Raw genomic sequence first — 13,998 nt, 5'->3', positions numbered from 1 at the left:
CGCCCATGACCCCGGCCAATATGAAAAGTAACAGCTATCGCCGCCATCAACCTTTCGTCATTGCTTTTTTGGTCGGCGCCGTGAGCCTCGGCCTGGCGCTGGTTTTTGCGCCGCCGCTGGCGATAGAAATCGCGGCCGTTCTGTTCTTCCTGACCTACCTCATCCTGATTGCCTTTCGCCTGTCGGGCCTGACGGCGCAGCATCTGAAGGCCCATGCCGATAGCGACGACCTGCCTGCGGTCGCCATCATCGCCGTCACGCTGCTTGCCGTTGCCGTCGCGGTGGTATCGCTGTTTCAGGCCCTCAACCATACGGGCGAAACAGTCTGGGCGCTGCTCATCGCCTTCGCCTCGGTGATCTTCGGCTGGTTGACCATCCACACCATGACCGCGCTGCATTATGCCCATCTTTACTGGCGGCCGGCCATGGTGGACGGCAAACGCCAGCATCGCGGCGGCATGGATTTTCCGGGCACGAAGGAACCCTGCGGTTACGACTTTCTCTATTTCGCCGTGGTGATCGGCATGACGGCGCAGACATCGGATGTGGGGATAACCACGACCGCCATGCGCAAGGTCACGCTGCTGCACTCCATCGTTTCTTTCTTCTTCAATACGGTTCTGGTGGCGGCGGCGGTCAATGCAGCCGTCTCGCTTGCGGGCTGAACCGGGAAATTTTCACAAGGAATGGCTTCATGAACATTATTTCGCAAAATACAGCCTTTGGCGGTATGCAGGGCGTATTTTCGCACACATCGGAAACCCTGAAATCTGAGATGACCTTTGCGGTTTATGTGCCGCCGAAGGCGATCCACGAGCCCTGCCCTGTCCTGTGGTATCTTTCCGGCCTCACCTGCACCCATGCCAATGTCATGGAAAAAGGCGAATATCGCCGCATGGCCTCCGAACTGGGGCTGATCATCGTTTGCCCGGATACCAGCCCGCGCGGCAATGACGTGCCGGACGAATTGACCAACTGGCAGATGGGCAAGGGCGCCGGATTTTATCTCGACGCCACAAAGGAGCCCTGGTCCGAGCACTACCGGATGTACAGCTATGTGACGGAAGAACTGCCTGCTCTCATCGGCCAGCATTTCCGTGCGGATATGAGCCGTCAGGGCATTTTCGGCCATTCAATGGGCGGCCATGGCGCGATGACCATTGCGCTCAAGAACCCCGAGCGTTTCAAGAGCTGCTCCGCCTTTGCGCCGATCGTGGCTCCCTCTTCGGCCGACTGGTCCGAGCCGGCGCTGGAAAAATACCTCGGTGCAGATAAGGCCGCATGGCGTCAATACGACGCCTGTGCGCTGGTCGAGGACGGCGCGCGTTTTCCCGAGTTCCTGATCGATCAGGGCAAGGCCGATAGTTTTCTCGAAAAGGGCCTGCGCCCCTGGCTGTTCGAAGAAGCGGTCAAGGGCACGGATATCGGCCTGACGCTGCGCATGCATGAGCGCTATGACCACTCCTATTATTTCATTTCCACCTTCATGGATGACCATTTGAAGTGGCATGCGGAGCGGCTGGGATAAGGACGGAGAAGCAGGTTGGCGGCGCCCTGTAAGCGCCGCCGCTGCAGATTTAACCTGACATTACGGGATGCGGGCAATGACCTTGATCTCGAAATCGAAACCGGCAAGCCAGTTGACGCCGACGGCCGTCCAGTTCGGGTAAGGCTTTTGGCTGAAAATCTCCTGCTTGACGGTCATGATCGTTCCGAACTGGTTTTCCGGATCCGTGTGGAACGTCGTCACATCCACGATATCATCGAAAGTGCAGCCCGCCGCTGTAAGCGTGGCCTTGAGGTTTTCAAAGGCCAACCGGACCTGACGTTCAAAATCAGGTTCAGGCGTTCCATCGGCACGGCTGCCGACCTGACCGGAAACGAAAAGAAGGTCACCGGATCGGATAGCTGCGGAATAGCCATGCTCCTCGTAAAGCGCATGCCTGTTAGCGGGGAAAACTGCTTCGCGTGCGGTCATTTCGCGTCTCTCTTTTGGCTGAGTGGTCATGGACGAGAGAAGCGTTGCTCTTTTTAAAAGAAGGCTTCGGACGCCCATTTACATACGTTACGTATGTCAGATGGTTACATACGCGCCGCATGTCAATTATATATACGCGACGTATGTAAATTTAAGAGCGCCGAAGATGCGCCTGATTGAAGCTTGAAATATTTCGGAAGCTGCAATGCGGACGAATAGGAGTCGCGCCCTCGCCTTTTGTGTCCTGCTTATGGAAACAGAGCCGTCGCCAGCGTCGTCGGGCCGGGCCGGTTCAGTCTGAATTCGCGGATCACGCGTTCGGCGACGCCATAGGCAAGTTCCTGCTCTATCGACTGATTATCGAAGCTGACGACGGTGGCGGTGAATTTGGCCTCGGCGATCACCTCTCCCGTCGCGACGGCGGCGGCGCGGACGATGACCTTGGCCGACGCCCTTTCCCCGAACAGGAACGGGCCGCGTGTAACGGATGCGAGACGGATGGTCAGTACCACGCGCGGCCGGGTTTCTCCACGCGCCGTTGTTTTGATCGCATTCTGCACCTGCGCATGAATGGACTGCATCAGCGCCGGAGCGACATCCGGGCGTGCGGCGACGAATGCGCCGCGCACATCGTAAAGCAGCCGGTCAGTATTGGTCGCTTCCGGTTCCAGCCTGAAAGACATGAGCGTGAAACACGCCAGCACAAGAATGCCAAGGCGTTTCAACGAGGTGGTCATGATCAGCGGCTCCCCTAACGTGAGGTAACCGCATATTCGGCCATCAGGGTTAGAAAAGCGTTAAGAGGCGCTCTTGAGCGACTCCAGAACATTGAGTGCCGCGCGCATATCGACAAGCCTGACGGCGCGGCGCTCCAGCGCCTCCTCGTCCTCGCCCCATTGCTCGGCGGTCCAGTCCTCGTCCAGATGGGCAAGCGCCCAGGCTTCCTCCAGCGTCAATTGCCCTTCCGCCAGTGCAAGGGCCAAAATGGCGGAGCCGGTCAGCGATGTCATGGTGTGAAGAGCGGCAAGCGCAATCGGTGTGTCGTATTTCTTCAGCGTTACCGCGAAAGCCGCGATGGCTTCGCGCGGCTGGTCCTGATGCATCACGCCTTCGACGAGAATGAAGCGCGCTCCGAGCACATTGGCCGCCCAGTCCAGAACCGGATCCCAATGGTCCGTCTGCCGCGCAACCAGCGCTTCCGGATCGCCGGCGCGATAGCAGAGGAGATCGGAAGACGAAAAACGGAGTATGTCCTCAAAAACAGCCTGCGTGTCGTTGGCGACGCCATCAATGGCCGTGTTCACATGTCGCGAGACGGGCATGACCACCGGATTGACCACTTCTTTCTGGGCATCCCATTCATCGCGAAGCAGTTCCGCCAGCGCACGCGTCGGAACGGTCAGCGGCTTCTTGGCGGGGGTGCGCAGCGGCTTGCCATCGAGAAGGATGGTAAAACCGCCCTCTTCCGCCTCGCCGACGGTGACATCCTTGTAGAACCGCTTCGGCAGAGGTTTCTGCATCTGGATCTGCGCGCGCAGGATCGGGTCGGGATGGCTCAGGCCCTCCGAAAGGTCGTTCAGGAGATCACGCATGGCACGTCCTCGTCAGTCGGATAGAAAGGTTATTCAAGAATATCGGCCGGAACATAGGCCGGAATTTCGCGCGGGTGGCTGACGACCGCATCCGCGCCCGCCTTCCAGAGATCGTCGACCGAGGCATAACCCCAGGCGACGCCGATTGCTTTCGCGCCTGCAGCCTTGGCCATCTGCATGTCATAGATCGCATCGCCGATAACCACAGTATCGGCCGGAACCATGCCGGTTTCATGGCAGCATTCCATCACCATGGCCGGATGCGGCTTGGAGGGGCAATCATCCGCCGTGCGCGAAACGATGAAGTGATCGGCAAGGCCGTGGGTCTGTAGGATATGGGTAAGACCGCGCCGGCCCTTGCCGGTCACAGCGCCGATCAGCACATCGTCGCGTTTCGAAAGCATATCGATCAGCGTGGCGATACCGTCGAAAAGCGGCACGGTCATTTCCGGCCGCTCCCGCAGGGGATGGTAGATTTCCCTGTAACGTTCCGTCATCGCCTTCGCTTCATCATCCACATGCGCCTTGCCGAGCATGCGGGCGATGGCGATATCCAGCGTCAGACCGATGATCGCCTTGGTTTCGGAGATATCGGGGCGCGGCTTGCCGAAATCGGCGAAAGTATCGGCCATGACGGCATGGATCAGGCCGGCGCTATCCACCAGCGTTCCGTCGCAATCGAAAAGAACGAGTTTCATGGGCTGTCAGTCTTCCCTATCGCCATCGGCCACGTCGAGACCGAGCAGGTTCCAGGTCTGTACCATATGCGGCGGCAGGGGTGCGCTGACCCGAAGCCGGCCGCCATTCGGATGCGGAATGTCGATATGGCGTGCGTGGAGATGCAGGCGCTTCTGGATGCCGCCCGGGAAATCCCAGTTCGGATCGTCGATATAATATTTCGGATCGCCGATGATCGGGTGACCCATATGCAACGCGTGCACGCGCAGCTGATGGGTGCGGCCGGTATAGGGTTCCATTTCCAGCCAGGCGAGGTTCTGCGCGGCGGTATCGATGACGCGGTAATAGGAAACGGCGTGATCGGCCCCCTCCTCGCCATGCTTGGCAATACGCATGCGATCGCCATCCATCGTCTGTTCCTTGACCAGCCAGGTGGAAATCTTGTCCTGATGCTTGCGCGGCACGCCCTTGACCAGCGCCCAATAGGTCTTCTTGGTATCGCGTTCGCGGAAGGCGGCGGTCAGCTTCTGCGCAGCACCGCGGGTGCGGGCAACCACCAGCACGCCCGACGTATCGCGGTCGAGGCGGTGCACCAGACGCGGCTTTTCGCCCTTCTGGTTGGTCCAGGCTTCCAGCAGCCCGTCGATATGGCGGGTGACGCCCGAACCGCCCTGCACGGCAATGCCGGCCGGCTTGTTGAAAACGAAGACCTTGTCGTCCTCATGCAGCAGCATGCGCGCCAGAAGCTCGCCATCTTCGGAATGCTTGAGGTCCTTCGATCCGATGGGGCCGCTCTTGACCTTGAGATCGGAATCGACCGGCGGTACGCGCACCATCTGTCCCGGCTGCACGCGCGCATCCGTCTTCACCCGGCCGCCATCCACACGCACCTGTCCGGAGCGCAGAAGCTTCTGCAACTGCCCGAAACCAAGTCCCGGATAATGAATCTTGAACCAGCGATCGAGGCGCATACCGGCCTCGTCGGCCCCGACCTTGATATGCTCGATACCTGCCATGAAATTTCCAGTCTTTCTGTCCTGATCGCGCGCTCACATCTCTGGCGCGCCGTTTGGACCAAGCCTTTAGAACAAACTGCGGCCCAAGGCCAGCCCGGCGAAAACCGCCGCGATGGAAACCGCAAGGCTGGCAAGCACGTAAACGGCCGACAGCCCGAGCGCGCCGCGCTCGAACAGCGCGACCGCATCGAGCGAGAAGGACGAGAACGTGGTGAACCCGCCGAGCACGCCGGTGACGAGAAACAGGCGCATTTCCATCGAGGCATTCAGTCGCCGCGCCACAAGCTCGACCAGCAGACCGATCAGGAAAGATCCGACCACATTGACGACAAGGGTTCCCCAGGGGAAATTCGGTCCGGCCAACCGCATGCTCCAGACCCCGACCAGATAACGGAACACGGAACCGATTGCGCCGCCTGCAGCGACAAGGGCGATATTGATCATGGGGAATTGTGTCTCCGGAAGAAATCGTCGGACCGGACGGTCCAGGACATTTTTAGACCATGGGAACCGCTGGCGAAACCCCTTTGCCCGGCGCTTTCGGCTGTTAAAATACGATTAAATTGCAGCTGTGCGATTTAGCCTTCCAACAATGGGCAACTGTTAATCTACGGTTTTTCAGGGTCGGCGAAGATGGCCGGAGGTTCGATGACACAGGTTCTTTCCGTTTCCGCGAATACAGCGGCCTATGCGCTGGAGGCCATGAAGCCGCCGCAACGCGTGCCGCGCAAGAGCGAGGTTGAAGAGGCCATTCACGAACTGGCGCGCAAGGCCGAACACGGGGACGACTTCCAGCTCAGGGGCCTGATGACGACGATCAAGCCGCCGGCCCTCACCCTCTATTTCCTGATAGCAAGCAGCCAGCGCCAGGAGCCACAGGCGACACTGGAGCAGGCCGTGGAGGCCTACGAGGAAAACAGCTTCACCTCGAAATCTGAAGGTAATTTATAGATCAGGTGGATATATAGATATTTTAATGTCAATTCTTCAGTTTCGCACCGTATAGGCGGAATCCCCGTATTCAGCCTGGTGTCAGATTGATCTTCTAGAGATCTTCGACCGAGTTCCGGAAAATCACGTGAGCAAATGCCACCCTGCCTTTTCCGCCACGGCGCTGAAGAACAAACACGATAGATAAAAATTTGCGGCTACCGGACCTGTCACGCGTTCCGGTAGCCGTTTTTCATCCGTCAATTATGCTGGTGGTCGCCGCCGCCCTTGGCTGCGCCTGCGGACAGCACGATCTCCACCTTGCCGGCCTTTTCGAAGATGAGCGTTACCGGCACTTTGTCGCCTTCGGCAAAGGGCTTCTTCACATCGAAGAACATCATATGCAGGCCGCCGGGCTTCAGCTCCACCGTCTGGCCGGCGGGAATGACGATGCCGTCATCCAGCTTGCGCATTTTCATGACGTCGTTGACCATGGCCATCTCGTGAATTTCAGCACGTCCGGCGGACGAAGATTCGACACCGATCAGCTTGTCGTCGCTATCGCCGGCATTCTTGATCGTCACGTATCCACCGCCCACGGGCTGGCCCGGCAGCATGGCCTTGGTCGTTCCGTCCGATACTTCGAGGCTGCCGGCCTTCACGACATCCATATCCATGGTGGAGTGATCATGGCCGCCGGCATGCGCAGCTTTTGCGGCAACGCGAATGGTGGGAGCGGGACTTTTCAGGGAATGCGGATCGACGCCGGCCGCTGCCACTTCGTCCCAGGAAACCTTGCCCTTGTCGCCGCAGAGCTGCGTTACCTTGAATGGCAGGTCCTGCCCCGCTTCTATACCGGAGATTTTTCCCTGCACGGCGAAGGTGTCGTAGAATTCATCCGGCAGGTTACCGCCCTTCCAGCGGATTTCGACCGGTCCGCTTTTAATCTCCTTGCCGTGGTTCTTGTAGGCCTTCTGGTAGTCTCCCTTGATGACCTCCAGTTCCCAGCCAGCCTTGGGCTGCGGCTTCGCGGAAATGAATCCTTCCGGCAGCTTGATCTGAACTTCGGTGGTGGCGAGCCCGCCTTCGCAGCCATGCGGCACCTGGAGGGCGGCAACGACGGTGCTTTCCTGTTCGGCCGAACCGTCAACGAATGTGGCGTGGGCGAAAGCCTGCGCGGTCGAAACCGAGGCGACGAAAAGGCTGCAGGCGATGATCTTGGTGGTTTTCATTTGCTTGTCCCTGCGACTGCTATCCCTCTGGGTCCGCGCAGCCGCTCCGTGCCGCCAAAGGCGGCGATGATCCCGTAAAACGAAAAATCAGGCTGACAGGGACGGAGGGCCGCGCGCGGCGGGCTTCTGGATCGTCAGCACGGAGCGGAAGCTCCATTCCGCACGCAGGCGATTGTCGAGCCAGGCAAATTCAGTCTTCAGCCAGCCAGCCGTATCGGGCATCGGCAGAAGAATGGACGAGGCCAGGAGGCAGGCCTCGCAAAACAAGATGGCGTCGCCGGAATGGGCGGGGTCTTCCTTGGTATGGGAAGCATTGACGCCGTTGCCATGGCCAAGGCAGATTTCCGCAAAGGTGCCGTCCGGCAGTCGGTAACTCTCATCCAGCGCAACGGCGGGGGCTGTGGCAAGTGCCGGCTTGTGGGCAAAACCGAGAGACAACATCAGGGTCGCACAGAAAATGCGAAGCATTTTCTCTATCCCCATCAGCCGTCGTGTTCGATTTGCATCCATATCCTAGGCGATATCCCTGTTTCTCTCCGATTTCAAAGGGGAATTTTGCCGCAGGCCAGACCGTCGCAAGGGAACAATAGATGCCAGGCGGCATTTTCCTGCCGCAACCATCGTTCAAGGGAGGCCCGACAATGCCAGCCAAATCGAAGGCCCAGCAGAAAGCGGCGGGTGTCGCACTGGCGGCCAAACGCGGAGAAATGAAGAAATCCAGTTTAAAAGGTGCTTCAAAAAGCATGGAGAAGTCCATGACAGAAAAGGAACTTGAGGATTTCGCATCGACGAAACACAAGGGTCTGCCGGAGAAAAAATCCGACTGAAGGAAGCCGCCGAGACCATCTGTCGCCGCAGATCGCTGCGTCGATGGCGCAGATGGAGCAAGAATCTGTTCAGATGCGTCATTTGGTCCTTGCCAATAACGGGTCTTCGAAGATAATGAGCGTCGCATCATCGTTGGGAGAAACCGCTTCACTGCGGTGCCGAAGGAGCAACCGCCCCGGAAACTCTCAGGCAAAAGGACCAGCGGTGACGACGGAACTCTGGAGAGAAGCCACCTTTCATCAAGGACGGCTCGCCGAAGGGATAACAATCTCAGGCGACAAGGACAGAGGGGGCTCTTGAACCCGGCGCGTTTTTCGCGTCATGACCTGAGCCCGCGCGATCTTTCGCGCAACCCTGGAGGCGTCCTTGGACGATACCGCCGAGCTTCAAATCACGCCGCTCAATTCCCTGCACATTTCGCTTGGCGCCCGCATGGTGCCTTTCGCCGGTTATGACATGCCGGTGCAATATCCGGCCGGCGTTCTGAAGGAACATCTCCAGACCCGCACCTCCGCCGGTCTTTTCGACGTGTCCCATATGGGTCAGGTGATCGTGAAGGCGAAGTCCGGCAACAATGAAGATGCCGCGCTCGCGCTGGAAAAACTGGTGCCGGTGGATATTCTCGGCCTGAAGGAAGGCCGGCAGCGTTACGGTTTCTTCACCGACGAAAACGGCGGTATTCTCGACGACCTGATGATCACCAATCGCGGCGATCACCTGTTTGTCGTCGTCAACGCTGCCTGCAAGGGTGCCGATGTCGCCCATATGAAGGCGCATCTTTCCGACGCCTGCGAGATAACGCTTCTCGATGACCGGGCGCTCATCGCGCTACAGGGACCGCGCGCGGAGGCCGTTCTGGCTGAACTCTGGGCCGGCGTCTCGGAAATGAAATTCATGGATGTGCAGGAAGTGCCGCTGCATGACGTGCCCTGCATCGTCTCCCGTTCCGGTTATTCCGGTGAAGACGGCTTTGAAATCTCCGTGCCCGCCGACAAGGCCGAAGAGATTGCCAAAGCCCTGCTCGAGCATCCCGATTGCGAGCCGATCGGGCTTGGTGCGCGCGACAGCCTGCGCCTCGAAGCCGGCCTTTGTCTTTATGGCAACGATATCGATACCACGACCTCCCCCATCGAAGCCTCGCTCGAATGGGCGATCCAGAAAGCGCGCCGCGCTGGCGGCGACCGCGAGGGCGGTTTTCCCGGCGCAGAGCGCATTCTCGGCGAACTGAACGATGGCACATCGCGCCGCCGCGTCGGCCTGAAGCCGGAAGGCAAGGCGCCGGTGCGCGGCCATTCGAAGCTGTTTGCTGATGCCGAAGGCAAGACGGAAATCGGTGAAGTGACCTCGGGCGGTTTCGGTCCTTCGGTCGAAGGTCCCGTCGCCATGGGTTACGTCCCTGTTTCCCACGCTGCTCCCGGTACGGCTGTCTTTGCGGAAGTGCGCGGCAAATATCTGCCCGTCGCCGTCGCCGCCCTGCCCTTCATCAAGCCCACCTATAAACGATAATCTTCATCCCATCTCCGGAGAGAATACGATGCTGAAATTTACCGCAGAACACGAATGGCTGAAGTTCGAAGGCGATATCGCCACCGTTGGCATCACCAGCCACGCCGCTGAACAGCTTGGCGATCTCGTTTTCGTCGAATTGCCGGAAGTGGGCGCCACCTTCTCCAAGGATGGCGACGCGGCGACCGTTGAATCCGTCAAGGCGGCTTCCGACGTCTATTGTCCGCTGGATGGCGAAGTGGTGGAAATCAACCAGGCCATCGTCGACGATCCCTCGCTGGTCAATTCCGACCCGCAGGGCGCCGGCTGGTTCTTCAAGCTGAAGCTTTCCAACGCCGCAGATGCCGAGACGCTGCTCGACGAGGCAGCCTATAAGGAGCTGATCGCGTAATGACGACGCCCACCGAATTCCATTTCACCGACTATCAGCCCTATGATTTCGCCAACCGGCGTCACATCGGGCCGTCGCCGTCGGAAATGGCCGAGATGCTGAAGGTCGTTGGCTATAAGAGCCTCGACGCCCTGATCGACGCCACCGTTCCCTCTTCCATCCGCCAGAAGGTGCCGCTGACCTGGGGTGCCGCACTGACCGAACGCGAAGCGCTCGACCGCCTGCGTGAGACGGCCAACAAAAACCAGGTTCTGACCTCGCTGATCGGCCAGGGTTATTACGGCACCATCACGCCGCCGGTCATCCAGCGCAATATTCTGGAAAACCCGGCCTGGTACACGGCCTATACGCCCTACCAGCCGGAAATCAGCCAGGGCCGTCTTGAGGCGCTGTTGAACTACCAGACCATGGTCTGCGATCTGACCGGTCTCGATGTTGCCAACGCATCACTGCTCGACGAGGCGACGGCGGCTGCCGAAGCCATGGCGATGTGCCAGCGCGTCGCGAAATCCAAGGCGACCGCCTTCTTCGTTGACGCCAATTGCCATCCGCAGACCATCGCGCTGATCGAGACCCGCGCGGCCCCGCTCGGCTGGAAGGTGATTGTCGGCAACCCCTTTACCGATCTCGACCCGGTCGATGTGTTCGGTGCGATTTTCCAGTATCCGGGCACGCACGGCCATGTCAGCGATTTCTCCGGCCTGATTTCCCGCCTGCACCAGACGGGCGCGATTGCCGCCGTCGCCGCCGATCTTCTGGCGCTGACGCTTCTGAAGTCGCCCGGCGAAATGGGCGCGGATATCGCCATCGGCACCTCGCAGCGCTTCGGCGTTCCGGTTGGTTACGGCGGTCCGCATGCGGCTTACATGGCGGTCAAGGACGCACATAAGCGCTCCATGCCCGGCCGTCTGGTCGGCGTTTCGGTCGATGCACGCGGCAACCGCGCCTATCGCCTGTCGCTGCAGACACGCGAGCAGCATATCCGCCGCGAAAAGGCGACGTCGAACATCTGCACCGCGCAGGTACTGCTCGCCGTCATGGCCTCGATGTATGGCGTCTTCCATGGCCCGCAGGGTATCAAGGCAATTGCCCAGCAGACCCACCAGAAGGCCGTGCTGATGGCCAAGGGGCTGGAAAAGCTCGGCTACACCATCGAGCCGGAAACCTTCTTCGACACGATCACCGTTGAAGTCGGCCATATGCAGGGCGTCATCCTGCGTTCGGCCGTGGCGGAAGGCGTGAACCTGCGCAAGGTCGGCGCCACCAAGATCGGCATGAGCCTTGACGAGCGCACGCGCCCGGCAACGCTGGAAGCCGTCTGGCGCGCTTTCGGCGGCAATTTCTCGATCTCGGATTTCGAGCCGGAATATCGCCTGCCGAAGGAACTGCTGCGCACCAGTCAGTATATGACGCATCCGATCTTCCACATGAACCGTGCCGAAAGCGAGATGACCCGTTACATCCGCCGGCTTTCGGATCGCGATCTGGCTCTCGACCGCTCGATGATCCCGCTCGGTTCCTGCACCATGAAACTGAATGCGACAGCGGAAATGCTGCCGATCACCTGGCCGGAATTTTCCGACATCCATCCCTTCGTGCCGGCCGATCAGGCGCTGGGCTACAAGGAGATGATCGACGATCTCTCTGAAAAACTGTGCTCGGTCACCGGTTATGACGCTTTCTCCATGCAGCCGAATTCCGGCGCGCAGGGGGAATATGCGGGACTTCTGACCATTCGCAACTACCACCTCGCCAATGGCGGCACGCATCGTGACGTCTGCCTCATTCCGACCTCGGCGCATGGCACCAACCCTGCCTCCGCGCAGATGGTCGGCATGAAAGTGGTGCCGGTCAAAGTGCGGGACAACGGTGACATCGATATCGATGATTTCCGTGCAAAAGCAGAGCAGTATGCGGAAAACCTCTCGTGCTGCATGATCACTTACCCGTCCACCCACGGCGTGTTCGAGGAGACGGTTCGCGAGATCTGCGAGATCACCCACAAGCATGGTGGACAGGTCTATCTAGACGGCGCCAACATGAACGCCATGGTCGGCCTCGCCCGTCCCGGCGATATCGGTTCGGACGTTTCGCATCTCAACCTGCACAAGACCTTCTGCATTCCGCATGGCGGCGGTGGCCCCGGTATGGGTCCGATCGGTGTCAAGGCGCATCTTGCTCCTTACCTGCCCGGCCATCCGGCGACGGACGGCCGTGAGGGTGCCGTTTCGGCTGCTCCCTTCGGTTCGCCGTCGATCCTGCCAATTTCCTGGAGCTATTGCCTGATGATGGGTGGCGAAGGGCTGACGCAGGCGACCAAGGTGGCGATCCTCAACGCCAACTACATCGCCGAACGGCTGAAGGGCGCTTACGACGTGCTCTACAAGTCCGAAACGGGACGTGTGGCGCATGAGTGCATTATCGATACCCGCCCGCTGGCAGACAGCTGCGGCGTGACGGTGGACGATGTCGCAAAGCGCCTCATCGACTGCGGTTTCCACGCGCCGACCATGAGCTGGCCGGTTGCCGGCACGCTGATGATCGAGCCGACGGAATCCGAAACCAAGGCGGAAATCGACCGTTTCTGCGATGCCATGCTGGCGATCCGCGAGGAAGCCCGCGACATCGAGGAAGGCCGTGCGGACAAGACCAACAACCCGCTGAAGAACGCGCCGCACACGGTGGAAGACCTCGTCGGCGAATGGGATCGTCCCTATAGCCGCGAAAAGGGGTGCTTCCCACCCGGCGCCTTCCGCATCGACAAATACTGGTCTCCGGTCAACCGCATCGACAATGTCTATGGCGACCGCAACCTCATCTGCACGTGCCCGCCAATGGAGGCTTACGCCGAAGCGGCGGAATAAGGCATCGGTGCGAACCGATATACGAAGGCCCGGAGCGATCCGGGCCTTTTTCGTTATGGCAAGGTTTTCGTTATCTGGCGATCACGCTTCCGCATGGTTGATCCTGGCATAGCCCGTGTTAAACAGATGACGCTGCGACATGGGGATGGAGTGGGAATGCGTCTGATTTGCCTGAACGGCTGGGGCGGAAAGCTCCACGACGAACTTGTCCCCTATATCGCCTCGTCCGATCCCGATATCTTATGTCTGCAGGAAGTGGTGCACACACCGGCCGCCACGCAGGACTGGCTGAGTTATCGCGATCACGGCATTGACTTGCCGCAAAGGGCGAATTTCCTGCGGGATGTCGCGGACGCTCTGCCCGATCACGTAGCAGTGTTCTGCCCCGCGGCGCAGGGCGATCTCTGGCTGGGCGAGACTCGATATCCTTCCCAATGGGGACTGGCGACCTTCGTGCGCAAGTCCATCGCCATCGTTGCGCAGGCGCAGGGTTTCGTGCATGGCGCCTTCTCTGCGGATGGATATGGCGATCACCCACGTTCACGAACGGGCCACGCCATCAGGATTTTCGACTTCATGACCGGTCAACCCGCCGTCATCGCCCATATGCATGGGCTGCGCGACCTCGACGGCAAGCACGATACCTCCGCCCGCCTGGCGCAGGCAAAACGCCTCGTCCAACTTGTGAAAAACATAGCGGAAAATGGCGACAGGATCGTCGTCTGCGGCGACTTTAATATTCTGCCTGAGAGCGAAACCTTTGCCGTGTTGCAGGAACTGGATCTCACCGAACTTGTCACCACGCGCGGCTTTACCGACACCCGGACCTCGCATTATGCCAAACCGAACCGCTATGCGGATTACATGCTGGTCAATCCGGCTGTAGAAGTCGATCACTTCGATGTGGTGAGACAGCCTGAGGTCTCGGACCATTGCCCCCTGCTGCTCGAATTCCGCTAAGTTTCGAACGTCCCATCCGTTAT

General features: G+C 59.6%; 16 protein-coding genes and 1 riboswitch. Of the genes, 8 read left to right on the top strand and 8 right to left on the bottom strand.

From position 1 onward, the window contains the following. Nucleotides 1-5 precede the first annotated feature (5 nt). Together ACQZ60_RS07165 and fghA are read left to right on the top strand one after the other, a co-directional pair. On the top strand, nucleotides 6-665 hold the full coding sequence (locus ACQZ60_RS07165; RefSeq protein ID WP_035264055.1) for a DUF1345 domain-containing protein: 660 nt from the start codon (nucleotides 6-8) through the stop codon (nucleotides 663-665). 29 nt (nucleotides 666-694) lie between these two features. After that, the gene (gene fghA, locus ACQZ60_RS07160) at nucleotides 695-1,528 is read left to right on the top strand and encodes an S-formylglutathione hydrolase (protein ID WP_035264052.1); all 834 of its coding nucleotides are present in this window, start codon (nucleotides 695-697) and stop codon (nucleotides 1,526-1,528) included. 60 nt (nucleotides 1,529-1,588) lie between these two features. Here fghA and ACQZ60_RS07155 read toward each other — a convergent pair whose 3' ends face one another. From ACQZ60_RS07155 to crcB, 6 genes are all read right to left on the bottom strand, one after another. After that, nucleotides 1,589-1,978 carry a RidA family protein gene (locus tag ACQZ60_RS07155; RefSeq protein WP_035264051.1) on the bottom strand — a complete coding sequence of 130 codons (390 nt, stop codon included), beginning with the start codon at nucleotides 1,976-1,978 and terminating at the stop codon, nucleotides 1,589-1,591. Between the two features lie 248 nt (nucleotides 1,979-2,226). After that, the gene (locus tag ACQZ60_RS07150; RefSeq protein ID WP_035264048.1) at nucleotides 2,227-2,715 is read right to left on the bottom strand and encodes a hypothetical protein; all 489 of its coding nucleotides are present in this window, start codon (nucleotides 2,713-2,715) and stop codon (nucleotides 2,227-2,229) included. A gap of 60 nt (nucleotides 2,716-2,775) precedes the next feature. Then, nucleotides 2,776-3,570, bottom strand: coding sequence for an ATP12 family chaperone protein (locus ACQZ60_RS07145; RefSeq protein WP_035264046.1), 795 nt, complete (start codon nucleotides 3,568-3,570; stop codon nucleotides 2,776-2,778). 29 nt (nucleotides 3,571-3,599) lie between these two features. Further along, nucleotides 3,600-4,268 (bottom strand): HAD family hydrolase, encoded by a 669-nt coding sequence (locus ACQZ60_RS07140; protein WP_035264044.1) that lies wholly within the window; start codon nucleotides 4,266-4,268, stop codon nucleotides 3,600-3,602. A gap of 6 nt (nucleotides 4,269-4,274) precedes the next feature. Next, entirely contained in the window at nucleotides 4,275-5,264 is a 990-nt protein-coding gene (locus ACQZ60_RS07135) for an RluA family pseudouridine synthase (RefSeq protein ID WP_035264040.1), read from the bottom strand. A gap of 66 nt (nucleotides 5,265-5,330) precedes the next feature. Next, nucleotides 5,331-5,708 (bottom strand): fluoride efflux transporter CrcB, encoded by a 378-nt coding sequence (gene crcB / locus ACQZ60_RS07130; protein ID WP_035264038.1) that lies wholly within the window; start codon nucleotides 5,706-5,708, stop codon nucleotides 5,331-5,333. Nucleotides 5,709-5,912: 204 nt separating this feature from the next. Between crcB and ACQZ60_RS07125 the strand changes: the two genes are divergently transcribed. Further along, nucleotides 5,913-6,215 carry a hypothetical protein gene (locus tag ACQZ60_RS07125; protein WP_035264065.1) on the top strand — a complete coding sequence of 101 codons (303 nt, stop codon included), beginning with the start codon at nucleotides 5,913-5,915 and terminating at the stop codon, nucleotides 6,213-6,215. Nucleotides 6,216-6,454: 239 nt separating this feature from the next. On the opposite strand, the gene ACQZ60_RS07120 is transcribed toward ACQZ60_RS07125, so the two are convergent. Beyond that, complete coding sequence (locus ACQZ60_RS07120; protein WP_035264036.1) at nucleotides 6,455-7,426, bottom strand: copper chaperone PCu(A)C; 972 nt, start codon at nucleotides 7,424-7,426, stop codon at nucleotides 6,455-6,457. Nucleotides 7,427-7,513: 87 nt separating this feature from the next. Beyond that, the gene (locus tag ACQZ60_RS07115) at nucleotides 7,514-7,894 is read right to left on the bottom strand and encodes a hypothetical protein (protein ID WP_080707361.1); all 381 of its coding nucleotides are present in this window, start codon (nucleotides 7,892-7,894) and stop codon (nucleotides 7,514-7,516) included. A gap of 173 nt (nucleotides 7,895-8,067) precedes the next feature. On the opposite strand from ACQZ60_RS07115, the gene ACQZ60_RS07110 reads away from it, so the two are divergent. From ACQZ60_RS07110 to ACQZ60_RS07090, 5 genes are all read left to right on the top strand, one after another. Next, nucleotides 8,068-8,253 (top strand): DUF3008 family protein, encoded by a 186-nt coding sequence (locus tag ACQZ60_RS07110; RefSeq protein ID WP_035264062.1) that lies wholly within the window; start codon nucleotides 8,068-8,070, stop codon nucleotides 8,251-8,253. Between the two features lie 124 nt (nucleotides 8,254-8,377). Continuing rightward, a riboswitch (glycine riboswitch) is annotated at nucleotides 8,378-8,465 on the top strand. Between the two features lie 155 nt (nucleotides 8,466-8,620). Next, entirely contained in the window at nucleotides 8,621-9,760 is a 1,140-nt protein-coding gene (gene gcvT, locus ACQZ60_RS07105; protein ID WP_035264032.1) for a glycine cleavage system aminomethyltransferase GcvT, read from the top strand. A 28-nt stretch (nucleotides 9,761-9,788) separates the two neighbouring features. Next, nucleotides 9,789-10,151, top strand: a complete 363-nt coding sequence (gcvH, locus tag ACQZ60_RS07100) for a glycine cleavage system protein GcvH (RefSeq protein ID WP_003496104.1) — start codon at nucleotides 9,789-9,791, stop codon at nucleotides 10,149-10,151. Further along, entirely contained in the window at nucleotides 10,151-13,015 is a 2,865-nt protein-coding gene (gene gcvP / locus ACQZ60_RS07095) for an aminomethyl-transferring glycine dehydrogenase (RefSeq protein ID WP_035217412.1), read from the top strand. The genes gcvH and gcvP overlap by 1 nt, the downstream gene beginning before the upstream one ends. A 156-nt stretch (nucleotides 13,016-13,171) precedes the next feature. Next, the gene (locus tag ACQZ60_RS07090) at nucleotides 13,172-13,975 is read left to right on the top strand and encodes an endonuclease/exonuclease/phosphatase family protein (RefSeq protein WP_269827749.1); all 804 of its coding nucleotides are present in this window, start codon (nucleotides 13,172-13,174) and stop codon (nucleotides 13,973-13,975) included. Nucleotides 13,976-13,998 lie beyond the last annotated feature (23 nt).

This window comes from Agrobacterium sp. 22-223-1 (assembly GCF_053522385.1).
The sequence above is the reverse complement of the archived record's forward strand: the minus strand, read 5'-3'. Positions and strand labels throughout refer to the sequence as shown.